Consider the following 20,241-nt stretch of genomic DNA (forward strand, 5'->3'; position numbering starts at 1 on the left):
GAGAGTGTAATAATGAGCCTTAACCCCCGCCGTATGCTGCGCGGTCCCATCCTGATGCGCCCCCAGGGGCAGCAGAGTTCTACCTATGACCAGCGCCTGCTGGAATCTGAGGAGGGCTATCAGTGGCAACACGCGGACCCGTGGCGGGTTCTGCGCATCCAGGGCGAGTTTGTCTCCGGGTTTGATGCGCTGGGGGATTTACCACAGGCAGTGACCGTATTCGGCTCAGCGCGCACCCCGGAAGGATCCGAGGTCTACAACCTGGGCGTGGAAGTCGGGCGCAAGTTGGCGCAGGCCAATTACGCCGTGATCACCGGCGGCGGGCCTGGGTTGATGGAGGCCGCCAACCGCGGCGCCCATGAGGTCCAGGGGCTATCGGTGGGCTTGGGCATTGAGTTGCCTAAGGAACAAGGCCTGAACGAGTATGTGGACTTGGGGCTGAATTTCCGCTACTTCTTTGCCCGCAAGACCATGTTCTTGAAGTACTCCCAAGCCTTTGTGTGCCTGCCCGGCGGCCTGGGCACCATGGATGAGTTCTTTGAAGTCATGTGCATGGTCCAAACCGGTAAGGTAACCAATTTCCCCATCGTGCTGCTGGGCACGCAGTACTGGTCCGGGTTAATTGAGTGGCTGCGCGACTCCCTGGCCGCGCAGGGATATATTGACGAAGCCGATCTGGATCTGTTTTTGCTTACCGACGACGTCGATGAGGCCGTGGCCTACATCGTTGCTGCGCACAATGACTGTTAATGCACCCGAAAGCCTGCCCCGGGTCATGGCAATTATCAACCGCACGCCAGATTCGTTCTACGACCAGGGCCGCACCTTTGAATTAGACCCGGCGCTGGCGCGTGCCGATGAGGTTGTGGCCCAAGGGGCGCAGATTATTGACATCGGCGGGGTCAAAGCTGGGCCAGGCCAGGCCGTTGATGCCAGCGAGGAAATTGAGCGGGTGGTGCCCACTATCGAACGCATCCACGCCCGCCACCCAGGGGTGACCATCTCTGTGGACACGTGGCGTGCGCAGGTTGCCGATGCCGCCATCACAGCCGGCGCCACTTTGGTCAATGACACCTGGGCAGGCTGGGACCCCGAGCTTATTGAGGTCGCCGGATCCCACGGCGTGGGCTATGTGTGCTCCCATACCGGCGGTGTTACCCCACGCACCCGGCCACACCGGGTGCACTTCGATGATGTTGTTGCCGATGTCATCGCAGAGACCACTGCGCTAGCCGAGCGCGCCGTGGCACTGGGCTGTCGCGCCGACCTAACGTTTATTGATCCCACCCATGACTTTGGCAAGAACACCTTCCACGGCTTGGAGCTGCTGCGACGGGTGGATGAGCTAGTGGCCACGGGCTGGCCGGTGCTCATGGCGCTGTCGAATAAAGACTTTGTGGGTGAGACCGTGGACCGGCCGGTGGGCGAGCGCGTGGCAGGAACGCTTGCGGCAACGGCCTGGGCGGCGGCGCGCGGCGTGGCGGCGTTTCGCGTGCATGAAGTAGCCCAGACAGTAGATGTCTTGCGCATGACCGCGGCCATTGCGGGGGAGTGTGCTCCGCTAAATACCACGCGTGGTCTGGCGTAATGCAGGTAAGTGTGATTATCCCCGCGCTCAATGAGGAAGCGACGGTGGCAGCGGTGGTGCGAGCCTGCTTGGCCGATGCCGCCGATGTGGTGGTCATTGATGCCGATAGTACTGATTCCACTGCCCAGCAGGCCCGCAGCGCCGGTGCCCGGGTGCTCAATTGGCGCGAGGTGCTACCGGATATAGCGCCGCGCCCCGGCAAGGGAGAATCCTTGTGGCGGGGGGTGGCGGCGGCTACAGGCGACGTGGTGTGTTTTATCGACGCCGATATTGAATCCGCCGAACCTGGAATGGTGCGCGCACTGTGCGCGCCTTTGGAAGACCCCACCGTGCACCTGGTTAAAGCCCGCTATGAACGCACCCTAGACGGTGCGGCCAGTGGAGGCGGGCGGGTAACCGAGCTGACCGCGAAGCCACTGCTGCGAGAGTTCTTCCCGGATTTACGCGGCGTAGCTCAGCCGCTGGGCGGCGAATATGCGTTGCGTACCTCGGTGGCGCGCCAGTTGCCCTTCGTAGAGGGCTACGGTGTGGAAGCCGGGTTGCTTATCGATGTTGCTCAACGCTGGGGTAGCGGGGCCATTGCGCAGGTGGATTTGCCTCCACGCCGCCACCGCAACCGCCCATTGGAGCAGCTTGCCCCAATGGCGCAGGTGGTGGCCCACACCATCTTGCACCGTGCCGGGGTAGTGCAGGGGTGCGCTCAACGTCCACCTGTAGATGACGTGATGGGCAAGACTTCGCGGTAGGCTAAAGGCCATGTTTTTATCCTGGATCCTGTTGATTGCCGTGGTGGGCATGGTGAGCCTGGCGGGGATTGCCGCTTGGGACCGCCTGGGTACCCGGGGGCGGGTGATGGATGAGCCCGAAGGACCAGTCGAGGTGAAGGAAGCCAACGCTGCGGCCGTGGCGCGCGGGGCAATCGCCGATGTGCAATTTGATGTGGTGCGCTATGGCTACCGCCAGGAGCAGGTCGATGCCGTGCTGGCCCAGGTGGCACAGATCCTGCGTGAGAATGGTGCAGAGACACTGCGTGAGAGCGATGCAGCGATACTGCGCGAGCAAGAGGTAGAGGCTGGCTCGCGCGGCGGGGAGGGCCAGATAGCGTAAAGTGGACGGGGTACCTTTGTTTGAGATTATTTAAGGAGCTGACCCACTATGGCAGCGATGAAACCCCGCACTACCGGCGGCCCGATGGAGGCCGTGGAGGAATCCCGCAAAATTGTTATGCGCATCCCTTCTGATGGCGGTGGCCGCATTGTGGTGGAACTGACCAAGGAAGAAGCCGCTGAGCTGGGCGCTTTGCTGCTGGAGGCTGCTGGCTAAGTGCTACGCGATGTCATTGATCTACTCGCAGATCCCAGCGATGGCACCCCGCTGCATGGCGTGGATGACTTTGACCGCCTGGAATCTGAGTCGGGGCACTCTTTTGTTGTAGACGAGGCCGGGTATGTGACCTTGGCCGCCGGTACTGGCTTGAGCCATCAAGGCGATGGACCTGCCATGGTAGCTGCACGAGAAACCTATCTGTCGCTAGGGCACTTTGCACCCTTTGTGGAGACTGTTACGGGTGCGGTTCAAGACATTTTTGAACAGGCCCCCGAATCCACACCGCCCGCGTTGCTGGAAGTAGGCGCGGGCACCGGTTATTACTTGGCTCATACGTTGGACTCTGTGGAAGGCGCCCGCGGTGTCGGGCTGGATATTTCCCCACACGCCGCCAAGCACCTGGCTGCTTGCCATTCGCGCGCCGGTGCTGTGGTGGCTGACGTGTGGGAGCGGCTGCCGCTGCGAGATCGCTGTATTGACGCCATCTCCGTGGTCTTTGCCCCCGCTAATCCCGCTGAGTTTCAGCGCGTACTGGCTCCGCACGGTCAAGTAGTGGTGCTCACCCCCGGGGTGGGCCACCTGGATGAGCTGCGCGAACCCCTCGGAATCTTGGGGGTAGCCGAAGACAAAGTCGAGCGGATGTACCAACAGGCCGCAGGGTTTTTGGAACAAGCCGCAGACCCGGTGGACATTTCTTTCCCCATCGTGTTGGACAGGGCCGCCATCGCCGCGCAAGTGGGCATGAGCCCCTCGGCGCGCCACATTGGCGCAGAGGACCTGGCCGAGCGCATGGCCGCGCTTCCGGAGACTATAACGGTCACCGCGCGTGCTCGCCTGGACCGGTTGCGCCCGGTTTAACTCAGGCGACCTGTTCGACCTGGACTGCCCGGTTTAGCCCAGGCGACCTGTTCGACCTGGACTGCCCGGTTTAGCCCAGGCGGCCCGGTTTAGCCTAGGCGCGAGCCGGCGCGCTCAAAGCTGTTGAGCACGGCGGCCTCACCGGAAGTCTCCACGCTGAACCCGGAGCAGCCGCCCTCGATGTACATGCGTGAAGCCATGGTAACCAGGCCCGAGTCCGCATAGACTTCCAACGCAGAGCCATCAATCACGATAGTCAGCGAGTCCTCGTCACCATCTGCCAAGGGTGCCGTGGCGGGGGCATCGTCAGCATAGGTATGCTCAAACGCCCGGGAGGGGGAGCGGTCAATCTGCAGCTGGGACCCGGCATGGGTGATGGTGGCCGCAGCCTGCCCCTCGCCATCGAGCAACGTGACAGTCACACCAGAGCCCTCTGGGACCTCCAGCATGCCAGTCCACAGGCGTGCACGATCGGATTCAGAGACAGCATCCGGCAAACCGCGCGGAGGAGTCTGGTAGAGCACCCCGCCTTGCAACGTCAAGTGGCGTGGCAAGGACAAGGCATTAGCCCAGCCTTCGGCGTGCCAGGAGTGGTGGGCCGACGGATCATCGGCGCGGCCACGGCCATTGAGCAGGCCCAGGATGCAAGCCTCGGTGTAGCCCTCGCCTTCATGCGCGGTGCCCTCGGTGACATTGGTGTTGCGCGGACGGGTGAAATCATGGCCAAAATCTAGGCGGCGGAAACCGGTGACCACGTCGAACTGGGTACCGTGCAAGGTGCCCACCAGGTAGCCGGCAATCTCCCGGGACTCGGCCTCAATGGTAAAGAAGAGGATGTCATAGACCTCGCCGTCCACCTCGTCGCGCAGGCGAATGATGCGGGGAGAGACCACCGGAGGATAGTCTTCCGTGCTCGTCGCAAAGCCGGTATCCCCGTTAAACGTCAGCGCTCCCTCGAAAGTCCACGAATCACCGTCCGGACTGCGCAGCAGCACTGGGGTGGGGTTCTCTGTGCTGCCGGAAAGCGCCAGCATAAGCCAGCCGGCGTGGTCGTCGCGGTCTGCAGTTTCCCAGTCGGGAACTACGCACGGGGAGCGGAAGCGGGAGAATCCCTCTGCCTGTGAGATGACCTCCCCATGGCGCATGACCAAAGGGTCTACCGTGAGCGGATCATCAGAAACCCCGTGAGTGTCGTGGTAGTCGGCGTACTTGGCCAGGCGAATAGACGAACTCGTGGAGGTAATCGAGGTGTAATACAGATTGACGTTGGCATCCACCTGGGCCACCGCGCCTGCACGCAGACCAATCTCACCGCCAGCCGGGGCCAGCACGTCATCGCATTCAAGCCAGTCAAACGGGGTGTCCTCAGCATAGGAATGCCCCCATCGAGTGGGCTCATTGACAGCAGGGCGGTACTGGTAGAACAGGTGCCACGTGGACCCGTCTAGCAGGACGCCAGCGGGTGCTTCCAATACTCCAGCCTCAGGTGCAAGGTGCAACTCAGGGCGGTAGGTCATTTAGATCAAGCTCCGGTAAATGTCGACGGTCTGGGCCGCAATAGTAGCCCAGCTAAATTTCTCTTGCGCGCGGGCGCGACCCTGAGCGGCAAACTCCGCCATCCGGGCGGGGTCAGCAGCAAGGTCATTGACCGCGTGGGCGAGTCCGGCCTCGAAATCTGCAGGCGCGGACTCGTCATAGTGGACCAGGGTACCGGTTTTTCCGTCGACGACTACCTCCGGAATACCCCCGACGTCAGAAGCCACTACTGCGGTCTGGCAGGCCATGGCTTCCAGGTTGACAATTCCCAGCGGCTCATAGATGGACGGGCAGACAAAAATGTCCGCCCCGGAATAGACCTGCTGGATGTCTTCGCGCGAGAGCATCTCTTGGACCCAGAAGACCCCTTCGCGCTGGGATTGAAGCTGCTCAATGAGTGCGGCGGTCTCAGCGGCAATTTCTGGGGTATCGGGGGCGCCGGCGCACAAGACCACTTGAATAGCGGGGTCAAAGTTAGCTGCAGCCTTGATCAGGTGGCTTACCCCCTTTTGGCGGGTAATGCGCCCTACAAAGGCCACCACCGGGCGCGATCGGTCCACCCCAAGGCGTTCTAGCAGGTCTGCCTCGCGTGGCTGCCACACCTGAGTGTCAATGCCATTGAGCACTACGTGGACCTTGTCTGGGTCTACGTCGGGGTAGACGTCCAATATGGCCTGGCGCATGCCGGAGGAGACGGCAATGACGGCATCGGCATATTCCACCGCGTTGCGCTCTGACCAAGAAGAGATATCGTAGCCGCCTGCTAGCTGTTCCCGCTTCCACGGGCGGTGCGGCTCAAGGGAGTGCGCAGTCACTACGTGGGGGATGCCGTGGAGCTTTGCCGCCAAGTGTCCGGCCAGGCCGGTGTACCAGGTGTGGGAGTGCACAACGTCTAGCCCGGTGGCACCGTGGGCCATGCGCAGTCCGGTAGACAGGGTGCGCAGGGAGCCGTTGGCCTCTGCTAGTTCGGGGTCCTCTCCATAGGTGTAGACCCCCGCCTCTGCACGCGGGGCGCCGAAACAGTGGACGTCGACGTCGATGATCTCGCGCATAAAGCGGGTGAGTTCGGCTACGTGAACGCCTGCGCCTCCATAAATCTCCGGTGGGTATTCCTTGGTGAAGATGCCTGATTTCATAGCACCCCAGAGTAGCCGCATAAACCCTGCCAGGGGCCGCAATGTGGACATTTCTAGGCCGCGGTAGAAAACATCACATTCATATGAGGGCAATTAAGCTGAGCAACCCCGTGACAAAGCCGGGCTGGCCCTATAGGTTGGAAAGGGTGAAGACCCAGCCAAACGTACTCGCCATCGTCCTAGCCGGCGGTGAAGGAAAGCGCCTGTTTCCGCTGACGGAAGACCGTGCCAAGCCCGCAGTCCCTTTCGGGGGAGCCTACCGCCTCGTGGATTTTGTGCTGTCTAACCTGGTAAATGCAGGTTTCCTCAAGATTGCCGTATTGACCCAGTACAAGTCCCACTCCTTGGACCGCCATATTTCCCAAGCCTGGAACCTCTCCGGGCCCACCACCCAGTACATCGCCTCCGTTCCCGCCCAGCAGCGCCGCGGCAAGCGGTGGTACACCGGTTCAGCGGATGCCATTGTGCAGTCGCTGAACCTGATCAACGATGAAAAGCCGGACTACGTGATTGTCTTCGGCGCAGACCACGTCTACCGCATGGACCCCGGCCAGATGGTGGCAGAGCACATTGCCACGGGCCTGGAATGCTCCGTGGCTGGCATTCGGGTACCGCGTGAGGAGGCGAGTGCCTTCGGCTGTATTGAAGCTGACGCTGCCGGCACCATCACCAACTTTGTAGAAAAGCCGGATAATCCGCCGTCCACGCCAGATGATCCATCCATGACCTACGCCTCCATGGGTAACTATGTCTTCAACGCCGACGCTCTCAAGCGGGCGTTGCTGGAAGACGAGAAGAATGAGGCTTCTGCCCACGACATGGGCGGCGATATCATCCCTTACTTCGTATCCAAGCAGCAAGCCCACGTCTATGACTTCATGGCTAATGAGGTCCCGGGGGCAACGGAACGCGATCGCGGCTACTGGCGCGACGTGGGCACTATTGACTCCTTCTACGAGGCGCACATGGACTTAATTTCCGTGCACCCCATCTTCAATCTGTACAACAGCAAGTGGCCCATCCACTCGACAGACTCCACCAATCTGCCGCCCGCGAAGTTTGTGCAAAACGGTATTGCACAGTCCTCCATGGTGGCTGCGGGGTGCATTATCTCCGGTGGCACAGTGCGCAATTCTGTGCTGGCAGAAGACGTCCATGTGGCGGACGGGGCCACGGTTGAGGGCTCGGTGTTGATGCCCGGCGTGCGCGTCGGCCGCGGGGCAGTGGTGCGCCACGCCATCATTGATAAAAATGTGGTGGTCTCCGAAGGGGCCATCATCGGCGTGGACCGTGCCCGTGACGAAGAGCGCTACACTATCTCCGCTGGCGGAGTGGTGGTCGTGGGCAAGAACCAGACCGTTTAGCGCTTAGTCAGCAAGGTCAGCCCGGCGCCCAAAGGTAGCCGGGTGAGCACTGCGCCGTCCAAATCGCGCGCGTAGTCGTCTGCTTCCCGGGCAGCCAGGGTGGCGCGGTCTGTACGGGTGGGGTCCGCGATGGTCCCATCCAACAAGGAGTTGGCTACCACTAGTGTGCCGCCGGGGCTAAGCAACGGCCAGGCCGTCTTGAGTAAAGCCAACAGGTCCATGGTGGGGACATCAGCGTAAATCAGCTGGTAGGCGCTGGTAGCTAAACGCTCGATCACGTCGAGGGGGCGCGACGGTAAGAAGCGCACCCGGGACGCGGCATAACCAGCGGCGCGGAACGTTGCCTTAGCGTTGGCCTGGTGTTCAGCCTCTGGGTCAATGCAGGACAAAATGCCAGAATCCGGCAACCCGTTGAGCAAATACAGGCCCACCACGGACGCCGCAGGGGTAATCGCGATGGCCTGGGGCTTATCTATCCCATGCCGTGTGGCGGCGGCGGTGAGGGTGGTCAAAAGCTGGCCCGTGGCGGCATCGGGAAACGGCAGCGCAAATTCCGTGGCGTGGGCGGTGGCGCCCGCCAGGGCATCGTCAGCAGGGGAAGTCTGTTCAATGTAGGCGCGCAGGGCGTCAAAGGCAGTGGAAGTCACGCCCTAAACTCTAGGGATTTTTAGCTAAGCTTGGGTGACTCACGCGGAGAGCACGGCGAAGTAGTGACTGGTGGGGCGCATGTTAAGTATTCACAGCGTTTTTGCAGAACACTTGCTGGCTTTCACAAGCTGAATAGACAATAATAATCACCTATGACACACGCGCGCCCCTCCGCCTCCGCACCTAGAGAACTTGCCCCTGGGCAAGAGGAGCGCGGGACCGCGGCATTCGACGCGGGGACAGGCGCGATGCCCTCGTGGGGTGAGCTCGTGGCAGAGCACGCAGACAGCGTATACCGCCTTGCCTACCGCCTCTCTGGCAATCAGCACGACGCCGAGGACCTAACCCAAGAGACCTTTATGCGGGTGTTCCGCTCGCTGGATAAGTACAAGGCAGGAACCTTCGAGGGCTGGCTGCATCGCATCACCACCAACCTCTTTCTGGATATGGTGCGCCACCGTTCCACCATCCGCATGGAGGCGTTGCCGGAGGATTACGACCGCGTCCCGGGTACTGAGATGACCCCGGAACAGGCCTACTCTGTAGCTAACTTGGACCCGGTACTGCAAAAGGCCCTGGATGACCTGAGCCCGGACTTCCGTGTGGCGGTGGTGCTATGCGACGTTGTGGGCATGAGCTATGACGAGATTGCCGATACCCTGGGTGTGAAGATGGGCACCGTACGCTCCCGGATTCACCGTGGCCGTTCGCAGCTACGCGACGCCTTGGAACGCGCGGCAGCCGAGGACGCAGAGGCGCGCCTGCTGCTTCCAGTACGCTAAGTGGTTCGCACACAGCGCTGTAACCATAAACGGACTACGCTAGGTAGCGCACTGACGGCGTAGTGCACGTTTAGCCGCAGTGTCTCACTACGGACAAGGAGGTCTGCGCCATGCAGGATTCCCAGCAGCCCCAGGACTGCCCGCAGGCAGAGATCTACCAGTTAGCTAGCGATCTCGGAATTGATGCGGAGGCCCTGGCCACCCTCGTAGCGCTGCCAGGAGCCCGGCGCACCAAAGTCTTAGAACGCCTCAAAGACCATGCCCGCAGCCGTGACCACATTGGCCACCTGGGGCCTGAGGCCGTGGTGGCATTTGTCGACGGGGAAATGGACCACAAAGCTACCCACAGGGTGCGGATCCACCTTGTCCATTGCGATGAATGCCGTGCGGAAGTCCACCGCCAGCGCGGGGCCGCGGCGTGGGTGCGTGAGTGTAGCGGGGCATCGGACATGCATGCTCCCGTGGACCTGCTGGCCAAGCTGTATAACATTGCCAGCATGCCGCAGTACCCTGGACCCAGCGCGGAAGATACCGTGCACAGCGGGCACCACCACTTCCTGGACAAGGTGGACTTGCTGCTGCGCACCTGGGGAAAGCAAAAATAACCCCGGGTGCTCGCCTGCGGATAATAAGGGGTTAGTCTAGTACCGTGTTTTCTTCCATTGGGTGGAGCGAGATCTTCTTCATCCTCGTCTTCGCCGTCATCATCGTGGGGCCTGAGCGTCTGCCCAGCCTGGTCCAAGACGTGCGCGCAGCCATCTTCGCGGCGCGCAAAGCCATTAATAACGCCAAGGCGGAGCTCAACGGGGAGTTTGATGGCCTCAAGGAAGAGTTTGAGCCCCTGCGCGGGCCCATTACCGCTGCAGCCGAATGGGGCCGTCTGGGCCCCCGGGCCGCACTGACAAAGGCGCTATTCGATGGTGACGACTCCGCCTGGCAGGACTTCGATCCCCGGGTCACCCCACCGGCTCACGGGCAGCAAAAGCAGCAGGCCCAAGACCCGCGGCAGGCCCGCCCTTCACAGGAGGTTCGGCCCCCGCAGCAGGGGCAGCAAAGTGCCGCCCCCGGGTTCGATTACTCCCAGATTTACCCCGAGCTGCCCATCCAGCAGCCCGCAACCCAACAGCCCGCAACCCAGCAGCCCGAAACCCAACGCCCCGAAGATCCCTGGAAGGACGTCACCTAGCCTTGCCTAGTGGCGGGTAACGCCAAGACCTAGAGGCTTGCCTGCCAGGGATTCGCTGCGCACCGCCAGCTTCTCCGCCACTGCGGCAATGGCTGTGGCTGCGGGCGAGGAGGGCTCGGCCACCACCAAGGGGATGCCCGCGTCACCATTGGTTCGCAGCTGCGGGTCCAGCGGGATTTGGCCCAGCAGGGGCACCTCGTGGCCCAGTACGGTGCTCAGGCGCTGGGCTACTTGTTGGCCGCCGCCGCTGCCGAAGATGTCCATGGTGGTCCCGTCAGGCAGCACCATGGCGGACATGTTCTCAATCACTCCGGCTACCTTTTGGCGGGTCTGGGAGGCGATAGAGCCGGCCCGCTCAGCGACTTCGGCCGCCGCCGCCTGGGGGGTGGTGACCACCAGTAGCTCGGCATTGGGAATGAGCTGGGCAACAGACAGGGCGACATCGCCAGTACCCGGCGGTAGGTCCAGCAGCAACACGTCAAGGTCGCCCCAGAAGACATCCCCCAGGAATTGCTGTAGCGCCCGGTGCAGCATGGGCCCGCGCCACACCACGGGGGCGTTGCCCTCGACAAATTGCCCGATGGAGATGAACTTCAGCCCATGGGCAATCGGCGGCATGAGCATTTCCTCGTCCAGCACAGTGGGCTGGGCATGGTTGCCCAACAGCCCTGGGATGGAGTGGCCGTAAATATCGGCATCCACAATGCCCACTTTGAGCCCCTTGGCTGCCAGTGCCGCCCCCAGGTTGGCGGTCATGGAGGACTTGCCCACGCCGCCCTTGCCGGAGGCTACGGCAAAGACCCGGGTGGTGGAGGAGGGCTTGGCAAAGGGAATTTCCGGCTCCGCCTGGCCGCCGCGCAACTTTTGCTTGAGGGCACGGCGTTGCTCATCATTCATGGCGTCCATCTGCACGCTGACAGCACCGACTCCAGGGATTTCCTCCAGAACGGCACGGGTATTAGCCTCGATGGTGTTGCGCATGGGGCACCCGGCGATGGTGAGATAAATCTCTACCGCCACATCGCTACCATCAATGGCTATGGACTTCACCATGTCCAGTTCAGTGATGGGGCGGCCAATTTCAGGGTCTTCTACACGGGCTAGCGCGCTGCGTACAGCGGACTCATTAATTGCAGTAGTCATATCTGTACCCATCCTAGCCCTGTCGGCTGGCTGCTGACACTGTAGACTCCCTAAGGTCGCCTTTGCCCACAACCTCGTCTGAAAGTTTGCAAGGAGCTTGCCGATGCCCCCTCTACACCGCACCCTTTCTACCCTCGGGGTTGCCAGTATGGCTTGTCTGGCCTTGGCTGGCTGTGCGCAGCAAACCCCACATCCACAGCGCCACCCCAGCACCCACGCTCAGGTGCGTATTGCCGTGGATCCTAGTCGTGTGGAGCAGTTGATTCTCGGTGAGGTGTATATACGTACCTTGGCTAAGCAGGGGCGCGATGCCACTTTGGTGCGGGTGGATGGTTCCACTTCGGCTGAGCGTTTAGACCGAATCCGCAGTGGGGATGCCGATTTTATTGTGGGCTGTACCGGAAATTTCCTCAATGGTCTAGATCATGCCACTGCCAAGAAACTGGAGAAAGAACAACGCCAAGCCCACGAGCAGCAGCAGCGCACCGGGCAGCGTAGCGATCGCGACTTTCTGGCGGAGACCCACATCGCGATGATGGGCGCGCTGCCAGCTGAAGTTACCACCGTGGATCCCTCCCCAGCACCGGGGTGCCACGACCGGGAGGAGGTGGACCTGCCGCAAAATTATGTGGTGGTCTACGAAAAGAACCTGCTCAATAGGGAAGAACGTTTTCAGGTGGCGTCGGTGACTAAATACATCTCTAGCCAGGACATAGAACAGCTCACTCAGGACGCCGAGGCTTCCGGCTCCATCGCGGAGACTGTGGGGTTGTGGATTGAAACGCAGACCACCAGCTCCGGGGAGGGCGAGGGCACCGCCAATAGCGACGGTAGTGGTTCCACCGGTGGTGGCTCCACCATCAGCTAAGACCAGGTGCTGCGAACGTTGTTGATGTGTGCGGTCACCAGGCGCTCCATCACTGGGCGGTCCCGGTCCAGGGCGGCGGTGACCATCGCCCGGTGGTCGCCAGTGGTTTCCAGGAGCTTCCCGCGTTCTGCTAGGGCTTTGAGCCCAGTAAGCCTGGCTAGGGAGCGCATGTTCCGGACCGTATCTACGATGACGTTATTTCCATGCAGAGACAGAAAACGAGTGTGGAACCTGACTTGGCTCATCAGGGTGTGATTAAATTAACCCTTGACACGTAGGCCTGCAGTTTTGGTCTTGCGGGGTCGGGTTTTTCCGCACTAAGGGGGTAGGGGGCGGGGTTGGTTGTAATGTGATTTTTGTGAGCCCGTATATTCGTACCGTTACCACCGCCTCAGGTGCTACTGCTGTGCAGGTGGTGTTAGAAGAACGTGCAGGTAGAAAGGTGATGAAGCATATCGGCTCTGCCCACGATGACTATGAGCTAGCGTTGTTGAAAGCTGAAGCTCAACGCGTGATTGATGGGGATCAACTCTGCCTCGATTTAGGGCTTGATGATAGGAATGCGCCTGCAGGTAGTGGGTCGAAAGACAATCCGTTACCGGTGAGTTCCCAAAAGGCTGGTGTCCTTTTAGAGTGCATTGACTCGTGCTACCAGCGGCTTGGATTTGATGTTGCCACTGGTGGCGACCAGGTTTTTGCCAATCTAGTGCGCGCGCGGATTATTCAGCCAGGTTCCAAGCTGGATTCGATTGAGACTTTGGCCGAAGTTGGCGTGGTAAGTGCCACTTATGCCACAATCAAACGGCATTTAGCCAGCTACGCTACAGAGTCATTTCGTGAGATTTTGTCTCAAGCCTTAGCTCGCCATGCTGGTATCGGTGCAGGAAGCTTCGTCTTATACGACGTGACCACGCTGTATTTCGAAACTGATACTCCAGATGACCTGCGTAAATCCGGCTTTTCGAAAGAACGCCGAGTCGAACCTCAAATCCTGGTAGGCCTGCTAACCGATGCCACGGGCTTCCCACTACATATCGGGGCCTATGAAGGCAACAAAGCCGAAACGCACACGTTGTTACCGATGATCCGGGCTTTTCAGTCTGCGTACAATCTCGACCGCGTCACGATTGTTGCTGATGCGGGCATGTTTTCAGCCGAGAACAAGACAGCTATCGTTGAGGCGGGGCTAGATTACATCCTTTCTACCAAAGTCCCCTCCCTGCCTGAGGTGATCACCCAGTGGAAACAGGAACATCCTGGCCAGGACTACACTCACGGGCAAATATGGTCCCAGCCTTCCTACACAGATCGACGCCATGCCACAACAGGCAAGCCGGATTCTGTTACTCACTTTCACTACTCCTACGATCGGGCTCGACGAACAGTGCGCGGCATCGACGAGCAGCTAGCCAAGGCTGCCCGAGCAGTAGAAGGCAAAGTAGCGATCAAACGTAATCGATACATCGATCTCAAAGCCCCAAATAAAAAGGTCAACTACGAACTGGCCACCAAACATAGGGCCTTAGCTGGGATTAAAGGCTACGAAACGACGCTCACATCGATGCCCGCACCCGAGGTGCTCCGCGCCTACAGACATCTGCTCAACATTGAAAAATCGTTCCGAATGTCAAAGTCCGATCTCAAAGCCCGCCCGATCTACGCGCGAACCGAAGACTCTATAAACGCCCACCTCAACATCGTCATGGCCGCTCTAGCAATCAGTCAGATGATGGAAACGGCCACAGGCAAAAGCATCAAACGCCTGGTACGAACCCTGAAAAAATACCGAACCTTCGAACTCAAACTCAACGGCACCACCATCCACGCCGCCACACCACTGCCCCCTGACGTCCAACAACTCCTCAACGCCATCACCCAAGCCTGACTTCCGCACTAAAATGAGCCAAGTCGGGTGCTAGGGCTTTGAGCCCAGTAAGCCTGGCTAGGGAGCGCATGTTCCGGACCGTATCTACGATGACGTTATTTCCATGCAGAGACAGAAAACGAGTGTGGAATGTGGTGTCGGTTTCCAGCAGGCGCACCAGGTCACCGTGGCGAGCGGTGGTTTCCATGGCATCGACAAGCGGGAGCAACGCAAAGACTGCCTTGGCAACGTTACCGGTGCAGGCCTGGGCAATCGCACCCATCGTGGGCACTTCGAGCAGCAGACGGGCTTCGACGGCCTGATCGAGAATGGCGGGGTCTAACTCGATAACCCGGAAGCCCCGGTTAGGGAGCTTTTCTACCAGGGCGTCGTTGACCAAGGAAATCATGGCCTCGCGTACCGGGGTCGGCGACACCCCAAAGGCGCGGGCTAGCTCGGGGGCCGAGTAGATGGTCCCAGGGGTCAACTCACCGGAGATTATCGCCGCGCGTAGCGCTGCAGTGACGCGATCGCGAAGTTTCTGTGTCTGGGGCAGCACGCCGAAGTTTGGCAAGGATGGTTTCAACGTGCTCCCTCTTTCTCGCGGTAATTAGTGGGCGTAGCGCTGAGCGATAAGCTGCGCAATCACCAAATCTTGCCACGCCATGCCCGTAGTCTTAAATACTATCGGAGCCTTAAGACTGACTGTGGACCTTTGGCACAAGACATCCTTGATTTCTACCAGATCTTCTCCACTGAGGGCGGAATCTTCAATAGCGAGCACCACATCACCGGCTTCTCGCAAAGCGGTTGCCTTATCCTCGACTATTACCGTGGCATCGGCCAAAATGTCAGCGGCTAGCTCGCGCGCCTGCGGGGAGTGGGAGCCCACCGCCACCACAATTGCGGTATCCGAGATGTCCTTGCGGCTAATGACTGGTGTTGTAGAGGTCGTGGTGGTGATAATGACGTCGGCGGTGGACAGAGCTGCTGCCGCCTCCGGGCTGCCCATGCGAACCCACCTGTCCAGGTCAGCTGGCCGGGTACGCGACGCAAAGGTTATAGCCACCTCGCGCGTCCCGCGCAGCATATCCTCCAATGTGCGGGCGTGCCAGCGCCCCTGCGGACCAGTGCCAATAACAACGGCGCTCAAGGGAGCGGGGGAATCGGCAAGAAAGTCTCGCACACCCGCTAAGGAAGCTGCAGGGGTGCGCAAGTTGGTCAGCGCCACGCCATCAATGGTTGCGTGCGGGGCCAGGGTGGCGCCGTCAAAGAGCACGTAGGTGCCCTGGATGCGCGGGCCGGTGAAGTTGGGGTCGGGATCCGCGACCGATACCAGCTTCACGCCGAATCCCGCGGTAGATGCCGAAGGCATCAGAAGGAACTCCCCACCGGGGACCGGTTTGGCATCCCGGGCGAAGTCCTGCGCGGGGTCGAAGCCTGCGGCAAGGGTTTCGTGGATGCACTTCACGGCATCGGCAGGGGAGACTAGGTTGGCAACGTCCTGGGCGCTGATGTGAAGCATGAATCCTTTCGGGGTCTGTGTCAGGAAGGTCTGTACCGTGCAATGGTACCTCCCGGCAACCGAACCAGCAGGCGCACCCTAGGTATTCTGTTCCCGCAGCAGCTTTAACCCGAAACCATAGAAGGGAACCGCCTGCAGCACACTGAACCCAGCCACCAACAACCAGGACGGGCCCTGCGCTGCTGGAACCATCCACAGCCAGATCCCTATGAGCGCGGCCAAGACAAAAGCAAAGAAAGCAATGGTGAAATAGCGCTGCGCGCGTTGTGAGCGCTTGAGTGACTTTCCCAGAGAGCTCAGGGATGCTGCTGCAACAATGCCGAGGAAGGCCACAGTTGTCCCCAGCTGCAGGATGCCCCGGTTTTGGGAGCCCGCGACTGTGTAACTGATACCGGCAAAGATAGAGCACGCGACCCCAACTATGAGTAAGTAGAGTCCGGATTTGTCAAGCTGGTTGAACATATATGCTCCCTAGTAGGGTCTGGCTCGGGTAGGAGCGCCGATAAAAAAGACCGCCCCGAACAAGTCGGGGCGGCAGGGTGGTGCTAGTCGGCGAAAGCCTCATTGAGCAGCTTATCGTGCTCAATTTGGTGCACCTTGGCGTTGCCGGTAGCCGTAGAGGACTGGGCGCGGCGGGAGATGCGAACCATGTCCGGCATATTCGGAATCAGGGTGCGCAGGTGCTCGTTGTAGAACGGCCACGGCCCCTGGTTGGCCGGCTCGGCCTGGACGAAGCGAATCTGCTTAGCGTTCGGGTAGGCCTCAAAGGCCTCGCGCAGGCGGTTGAACGGGATGGGGTGCAGCATTTCCACGCGAACGATGGCAATATCCTCGCGGCCATCATCGTTGCGCTTCTTCTCCAGGTCGTAGTACAGCTTGCCGGAGACCAGCATGATGGTGGTGACCTTGGAAGTATCGGCAATCTTCTCGCCGTACATGTCGAAGTACTTCGGGTCATTGATAACCGAACGGAACTTCTTGATGTCAGTGAACTCCTCCACGGAGGAAGATGCGGCTTTCATACGCAGCATGGCCTTCGGGGTGAAGACCACCAGCGGGCGCTTCATGGTACCCAGCGCCTGGCGGCGCAGCAGGTGGAAGTGGTTAGCCGGGGTGGAAGGCTGTGCCACAGTCATGGAGCCCTCAGCGCACAGCTGCAGGTAACGCTCAATGCGGGCAGAGGAGTGGTCCGGGCCCTGGCCCTCGTAGCCGTGCGGCAGGAGCAGGATCAGGGAGTTCATCAGACCCCACTTGGCCTCACCGGAGGAGACGTACTGGTCGATGATGGTTTGTGCGCCATTGGCGAAGTCACCGAACTGTGCCTCCCACGCCACCACGGCATCCGGGTTGCCCAGTGCGTAGCCGTACTCGAAGCCCATGCCCGCGAACTCGGTCAGTGCAGAGTTGTAGACCATGAACTTGCCGCCGTTGCCAGCACGCAGTGCGAGATCATTGAGCGGGTGGAACTCCTCAGCATTGGTCGGGTCAAATGCCACCGCATGGCGCTGGGTGAAGGTACCGCGGCGGGAATCCTCACCGGCCAAGCGGACGACCTTGCCGGAGTTGGCCAGTGAACCGAAGGCGATGAGCTCACCGAAGCCCCAGTCGATGCCGCCTTCGATGGCGGCCTTAGCACGCTGCTCTGCAATCTTGCCCACGCGCTTGTGGTACTGGAAGCCCTCCGGGGTATCCAGGTAGGCCTGGCCGATGGAGGCCAGTTCCTCACGGGTGATGGAGGTGTTCAGGCCACGGGTGAGCTGCTGGGCGGAGGTAATGCCGGTCTGCTCCTTCGGCGGCTGCTTTTCAGCTTCCTTGACCTCGGAGAAGACAGCTTCCATTTGATCGTGGAAGTCGCGGGCAGCAGCCTCAGCGTCGGCCTCGGAGAGGTCGCCACGGCCAATGAGCTCCTGGGTGTAGAGCTCGCGCACGCTGGTGTGATCCTCGATCACGTCGTAGAGCATGGGCTGAGTCATGGACGGATCATCTGCCTCATTGTGGCCGCGTAGGCGGTAGCAGATGAGGTCGATGAAGACGTCCTTGCCAAACTGGCGGCGGTACTCGGTAGCCAGCTGGCCTACCCACACCACGGCCTCCGGGTCGTCGCCATTGACGTGGAAGACCGGGCAGTCAAAGCCCTTGGCCAAGTCGGTGGCGTAGTGGGTGGAACGTGCGGAGTCCGGGGTGGTGGTGAAGCCCACTTGGTTGTTGACCACAATGTGGACGGTGCCGCCCACGGTATAGCCGGCAATGCGGGAGAGGTTGATGGTCTCTTGCACCACACCCAGGCCGGCGAAGGAAGAATCACCGTGCAGCATGATGGGCACCACGCTGTGCTCACCCGGCTTGGCCAACAGGTCTTCCTTGGCGCGGGCAATGCCCTCCATGACCGGGTCCACCGCCTCCAGGTGGGAGGGGTTAGCAGCGAGGGAGACCTTGATTTCCCCGTCGCCGAACATCTGCAGGTGGTAGCCCTCGGCACCCAGGTGGTACTTCACGTCACCGGAGCCGCCCAGCTGGCCGCCCTTGTAGTTGCCGTCAAATTCACCAAAGATGTCCGCCAGCGGCTTGCCCACGATGTTGAACAAGACATTCAGGCGGCCGCGGTGCGGCATACCAATGACTACCTCGTCCAGACCCTGGCCAGCGGCAGTGTCAATGATGGAGTCCATCAACGGAATCAGCGACTCCGCGCCCTCCAGGGAGAAGCGCTTTTGACCCACGTACTTGGTGTGCAGGAAGTTCTCAAAGGCCTCTGCGCCGTTGACCTTCTGCAGAATGTACTTCTGCTCCGCATTGGTGGGCTTGGGCATACCGGCCTCGAGTCGGTCGCGCAGCCATTCGCGCTCGTCACGGTCCATGATGTGGGTGTACTCGGAACCCACCTTGAGGGTGTACGCAGCGCGCAGGCGGGAGAGAACCTCACGCAGCGTCATGGTCTCTTTGCCGCCGAAACCGCCCACGTTGAAGGTGCGGTCCAAATCCCAGATGGTCAGACCGTGGGTGGCGATGTCCAGATCGCGGTGATCCGGCCACGGCAAGCCCGGCTGGCGCCAGCGCAATGGGTTGACATTGGCCTTGAGGTGGCCGCGGGAGCGGTAGGCCTCAATCAACTGCTGGACGCGAGTGTTCTTGTCCACGCCGGTGTTGGGTACGTCCTGTGCCCAGCGCAGCGGGGAATAAGGAACGCCCATGGAAGAGAAGAGCTCGTCCCAGAACTTTGCGTCATTAATCAGCTGGCCAACGGTGCGCAGGAACTCGCCAGATTCTGCACCCTGGATAACGCGGTGATCATAGGTAGAGGTCAGCGTGACCAGACGGCCCACGCCCAGATCCGCCAAGCGGTCTGCGGAAGCACCGGCGAACTCGGCCGGGTAATCCATCGAACCCACACCAATAATCGCGCCGGAGCCCTTAGTCAGGCGCGCAATCGAGTGGCGGGTACCAATGCCACCAGGGTTGGTCAGGTTGATGGTGACCCCAGAGAAATCATCCATGGTCAGCTTGTTCTTGCGGGATCGGGCCACGATGTCCTCGTAGGCGTCGATGAACTCCGCAAAAGACTTGTTTTCACATTCCTTGATGGCTGCCACCACCAGGGCGCGGGAACCATCCTTCTGGGGAAGGTCAATGGCCAGGCCCAGGTTGATGTGCTCCGGCTGGATAACAAAGGGCTTGCCGTCCTTGACCTCATAGCGCACATTCATGCCCGGGTGGATCTGTGCTGCCTTAACCATGGCGTAGCCCAGAATGTGGGTAAAGGAGATCTTGCCGCCGCGGGTGCGCTGGAGGTGATCATTGATCATCGCACGGTTTTCCCACATCAGCTTCACCGGCATATCGCGCACGGTGGTGGCGGTGGGGATAGCCAAAGACTCATCCATGTTTTTTGCAATGGCCTTGAACATGCCCTTGAGCTGGCTCTCACCCGGCTCCGGTGCGGGGCCAATGCGATCCAAGGGGGACTCGTCCTTCTTAGCCTGCTTAGCAGCCTTTGCAGCCTGGGTGGGCTGTGCGGACTTCTTCGTATTGCTAACAGCGGAGGCTTCGGCCTTGTCTATGCTGGTCTCGCGCACAGCCTGCTTGCGCTCGGTGTTGGCGCCTTCGGTCTGCTTGACCGCGGCGGTTGACTCCTTGGCAGCCTGCGGGGCGCCGTTGGCTTCGAAGTACTCGCGCCATTCCTTGTCAACGGAGTTGGGGTCCTTGGAATACTGCTGGAACTGTTCGTCAATCAGCCACGCGTTAGGGCCGAAGATGCTCGAGTTGCTCACGGCAGATGCTCGCCTCATTTCCTTGCTTAACTTGCTTTTGTTGTCAGCCGCAGGCGGGGTGGGACTCCTCCTGGACGCACGCATGCCGCGGCTTGGTGTCGGACCGAAGCGGCCGAGGCCATCCTCAACCGGCAAATAGTCTGCCCACC

The 20,241-nt window shown here is 60.6% G+C and carries 21 protein-coding genes; 12 read left to right on the forward strand and 9 right to left on the reverse strand.

What is annotated here, in order from left to right:
* The first annotated feature begins 12 nt into the window (after nt 1-12).
* From G7Y31_RS04320 to G7Y31_RS04345, 6 genes are read left to right on the forward strand one after another with little or no spacing between them, the layout of a single operon-like run.
* Nucleotides 13-750: an LOG family protein gene (locus G7Y31_RS04320; RefSeq protein WP_165007563.1), complete on the forward strand. Its 738-nt coding sequence runs from the start codon at nt 13-15 to the stop codon at nt 748-750.
* Nucleotides 740-1,588, forward strand: a complete 849-nt coding sequence (gene folP, locus G7Y31_RS04325; protein ID WP_235923002.1) for a dihydropteroate synthase — start codon at nt 740-742, stop codon at nt 1,586-1,588. Before G7Y31_RS04320 ends, folP begins: the two co-directional genes overlap by 11 nt.
* The gene (locus tag G7Y31_RS04330) at nt 1,588-2,334 is read left to right on the forward strand and encodes a glucosyl-3-phosphoglycerate synthase (protein ID WP_165007560.1); all 747 of its coding nucleotides are present in this window, start codon (nt 1,588-1,590) and stop codon (nt 2,332-2,334) included. The genes folP and G7Y31_RS04330 overlap by 1 nt, the downstream gene beginning before the upstream one ends.
* Nucleotides 2,335-2,344: 10 nt before the next feature.
* Nucleotides 2,345-2,695: a DivIVA domain-containing protein gene (locus G7Y31_RS04335; protein ID WP_165007557.1), complete on the forward strand. Its 351-nt coding sequence runs from the start codon at nt 2,345-2,347 to the stop codon at nt 2,693-2,695.
* 48 nt (nt 2,696-2,743) lie between these two features.
* Nucleotides 2,744-2,911: a DUF3117 domain-containing protein gene (locus G7Y31_RS04340; RefSeq protein ID WP_165007554.1), complete on the forward strand. Its 168-nt coding sequence runs from the start codon at nt 2,744-2,746 to the stop codon at nt 2,909-2,911.
* A complete protein-coding gene (locus G7Y31_RS04345; RefSeq protein ID WP_165007551.1) occupies nt 2,912-3,772 on the forward strand; it encodes a methyltransferase domain-containing protein in 861 nt (286 codons plus the stop codon).
* Between the two features lie 89 nt (nt 3,773-3,861).
* Here the strand turns inward: G7Y31_RS04345 and G7Y31_RS04350 are convergent, their stop codons facing one another.
* Nucleotides 3,862-5,289, reverse strand: a complete 1,428-nt coding sequence (locus G7Y31_RS04350) for a GH32 C-terminal domain-containing protein (protein ID WP_165007548.1) — start codon at nt 5,287-5,289, stop codon at nt 3,862-3,864.
* Nucleotides 5,290-6,444 (reverse strand): glycogen synthase, encoded by a 1,155-nt coding sequence (glgA, locus tag G7Y31_RS04355; RefSeq protein WP_165007545.1) that lies wholly within the window; start codon nt 6,442-6,444, stop codon nt 5,290-5,292.
* A 146-nt stretch (nt 6,445-6,590) separates the two neighbouring features.
* On the opposite strand from glgA, the gene glgC reads away from it, so the two are divergent.
* The gene (gene glgC / locus G7Y31_RS04360) at nt 6,591-7,808 is read left to right on the forward strand and encodes a glucose-1-phosphate adenylyltransferase (protein ID WP_165007542.1); all 1,218 of its coding nucleotides are present in this window, start codon (nt 6,591-6,593) and stop codon (nt 7,806-7,808) included.
* Here glgC and G7Y31_RS04365 read toward each other — a convergent pair.
* Nucleotides 7,805-8,455 carry an O-methyltransferase gene (locus G7Y31_RS04365; RefSeq protein ID WP_165007539.1) on the reverse strand — a complete coding sequence of 217 codons (651 nt, stop codon included), beginning with the start codon at nt 8,453-8,455 and terminating at the stop codon, nt 7,805-7,807. The two genes, glgC and G7Y31_RS04365, sit on opposite strands and share 4 nt — an antisense overlap.
* 153 nt (nt 8,456-8,608) lie before the next feature.
* Between G7Y31_RS04365 and sigE the strand changes: the two genes are divergently transcribed.
* The 3 genes from sigE (at nt 8,609) to G7Y31_RS04380 (ending at nt 10,424) form a co-directional block, all read left to right on the forward strand.
* The gene (gene sigE, locus G7Y31_RS04370) at nt 8,609-9,238 is read left to right on the forward strand and encodes an RNA polymerase sigma factor SigE (RefSeq protein ID WP_165007536.1); all 630 of its coding nucleotides are present in this window, start codon (nt 8,609-8,611) and stop codon (nt 9,236-9,238) included.
* Nucleotides 9,239-9,348: 110 nt separating this feature from the next.
* On the forward strand, nt 9,349-9,843 hold the full coding sequence (locus G7Y31_RS04375; RefSeq protein ID WP_165007533.1) for an anti-sigma factor family protein: 495 nt from the start codon (nt 9,349-9,351) through the stop codon (nt 9,841-9,843).
* Between the two features lie 44 nt (nt 9,844-9,887).
* Entirely contained in the window at nt 9,888-10,424 is a 537-nt protein-coding gene (locus tag G7Y31_RS04380; protein ID WP_165007530.1) for a twin-arginine translocase TatA/TatE family subunit, read from the forward strand.
* Nucleotides 10,425-10,430: 6 nt separating this feature from the next.
* Here the strand turns inward: G7Y31_RS04380 and G7Y31_RS04385 are convergent, their stop codons facing one another.
* Nucleotides 10,431-11,567 carry an Mrp/NBP35 family ATP-binding protein gene (locus G7Y31_RS04385; protein WP_165007527.1) on the reverse strand — a complete coding sequence of 379 codons (1,137 nt, stop codon included), beginning with the start codon at nt 11,565-11,567 and terminating at the stop codon, nt 10,431-10,433.
* A gap of 103 nt (nt 11,568-11,670) precedes the next feature.
* Here G7Y31_RS04385 and G7Y31_RS04390 point away from each other — a divergent pair, with 103 nt between their 5' ends.
* Entirely contained in the window at nt 11,671-12,435 is a 765-nt protein-coding gene (locus tag G7Y31_RS04390; RefSeq protein WP_165007523.1) for a hypothetical protein, read from the forward strand.
* On the opposite strand, the gene G7Y31_RS04395 is transcribed toward G7Y31_RS04390, so the two are convergent.
* On the reverse strand, nt 12,432-12,680 hold the full coding sequence (locus G7Y31_RS04395) for an FCD domain-containing protein (protein ID WP_165007519.1): 249 nt from the start codon (nt 12,678-12,680) through the stop codon (nt 12,432-12,434). The genes G7Y31_RS04390 and G7Y31_RS04395 overlap by 4 nt on opposite strands.
* A gap of 113 nt (nt 12,681-12,793) precedes the next feature.
* Between G7Y31_RS04395 and G7Y31_RS04400 the strand changes: the two genes are divergently transcribed.
* The gene (locus G7Y31_RS04400; RefSeq protein ID WP_425321661.1) at nt 12,794-14,320 is read left to right on the forward strand and encodes an IS1634 family transposase; all 1,527 of its coding nucleotides are present in this window, start codon (nt 12,794-12,796) and stop codon (nt 14,318-14,320) included.
* Here the strand turns inward: G7Y31_RS04400 and G7Y31_RS04405 are convergent.
* The 4 genes from G7Y31_RS04405 to G7Y31_RS04420 form a co-directional block, all read right to left on the reverse strand.
* The gene (locus G7Y31_RS04405; protein WP_165008970.1) at nt 14,307-14,858 is read right to left on the reverse strand and encodes a GntR family transcriptional regulator; all 552 of its coding nucleotides are present in this window, start codon (nt 14,856-14,858) and stop codon (nt 14,307-14,309) included. The genes G7Y31_RS04400 and G7Y31_RS04405 overlap by 14 nt on opposite strands.
* 51 nt (nt 14,859-14,909) lie before the next feature.
* Nucleotides 14,910-15,824: an ornithine cyclodeaminase family protein gene (locus G7Y31_RS04410; protein WP_165008972.1), complete on the reverse strand. Its 915-nt coding sequence runs from the start codon at nt 15,822-15,824 to the stop codon at nt 14,910-14,912.
* A 78-nt stretch (nt 15,825-15,902) separates the two neighbouring features.
* Nucleotides 15,903-16,286, reverse strand: a complete 384-nt coding sequence (locus tag G7Y31_RS04415; RefSeq protein WP_165008974.1) for a hypothetical protein — start codon at nt 16,284-16,286, stop codon at nt 15,903-15,905.
* A gap of 83 nt (nt 16,287-16,369) precedes the next feature.
* The gene (locus tag G7Y31_RS04420) at nt 16,370-20,092 is read right to left on the reverse strand and encodes a multifunctional oxoglutarate decarboxylase/oxoglutarate dehydrogenase thiamine pyrophosphate-binding subunit/dihydrolipoyllysine-residue succinyltransferase subunit (protein ID WP_244977437.1); all 3,723 of its coding nucleotides are present in this window, start codon (nt 20,090-20,092) and stop codon (nt 16,370-16,372) included.
* Between the last annotated feature and the right edge of the window lie 149 nt (nt 20,093-20,241).

The sequence above is a fragment of the Corynebacterium lizhenjunii genome, assembly GCF_011038655.2.
In the GTDB taxonomy this organism is placed as follows: domain Bacteria; phylum Actinomycetota; class Actinomycetes; order Mycobacteriales; family Mycobacteriaceae; genus Corynebacterium; species Corynebacterium lizhenjunii.

What these genes read in the sequence shown, in the direction of transcription:
- G7Y31_RS04320 (WP_165007563.1), top strand. Translation starts at nt 13, where the DNA reads ATGAGCCTTAACCCCCGCCGTATGCTGCGCGGTCCCATCCTGATGCGC.
- folP (WP_235923002.1), top strand. Translation starts at nt 740, where the DNA reads ATGACTGTTAATGCACCCGAAAGCCTGCCCCGGGTCATGGCAATTATC.
- G7Y31_RS04330 (WP_165007560.1), top strand. Translation starts at nt 1,588, where the DNA reads ATGCAGGTAAGTGTGATTATCCCCGCGCTCAATGAGGAAGCGACGGTG.
- G7Y31_RS04335 (WP_165007557.1), top strand. Translation starts at nt 2,345, where the DNA reads ATGTTTTTATCCTGGATCCTGTTGATTGCCGTGGTGGGCATGGTGAGC.
- G7Y31_RS04340 (WP_165007554.1), top strand. Translation starts at nt 2,744, where the DNA reads ATGGCAGCGATGAAACCCCGCACTACCGGCGGCCCGATGGAGGCCGTG.
- G7Y31_RS04350 (WP_165007548.1), bottom strand. Translation starts at nt 5,289, where the DNA reads ATGACCTACCGCCCTGAGTTGCACCTTGCACCTGAGGCTGGAGTATTG.
- glgA (WP_165007545.1), bottom strand. Translation starts at nt 6,444, where the DNA reads ATGAAATCAGGCATCTTCACCAAGGAATACCCACCGGAGATTTATGGA.
- sigE (WP_165007536.1), top strand. Translation starts at nt 8,609, where the DNA reads ATGACACACGCGCGCCCCTCCGCCTCCGCACCTAGAGAACTTGCCCCT.
- G7Y31_RS04375 (WP_165007533.1), top strand. Translation starts at nt 9,349, where the DNA reads ATGCAGGATTCCCAGCAGCCCCAGGACTGCCCGCAGGCAGAGATCTAC.
- G7Y31_RS04385 (WP_165007527.1), bottom strand. Translation starts at nt 11,567, where the DNA reads ATGACTACTGCAATTAATGAGTCCGCTGTACGCAGCGCGCTAGCCCGT.
- G7Y31_RS04390 (WP_165007523.1), top strand. Translation starts at nt 11,671, where the DNA reads ATGCCCCCTCTACACCGCACCCTTTCTACCCTCGGGGTTGCCAGTATG.
- G7Y31_RS04395 (WP_165007519.1), bottom strand. Translation starts at nt 12,680, where the DNA reads ATGAGCCAAGTCAGGTTCCACACTCGTTTTCTGTCTCTGCATGGAAAT.
- G7Y31_RS04410 (WP_165008972.1), bottom strand. Translation starts at nt 15,824, where the DNA reads ATGCTTCACATCAGCGCCCAGGACGTTGCCAACCTAGTCTCCCCTGCC.
- G7Y31_RS04415 (WP_165008974.1), bottom strand. Translation starts at nt 16,286, where the DNA reads ATGTTCAACCAGCTTGACAAATCCGGACTCTACTTACTCATAGTTGGG.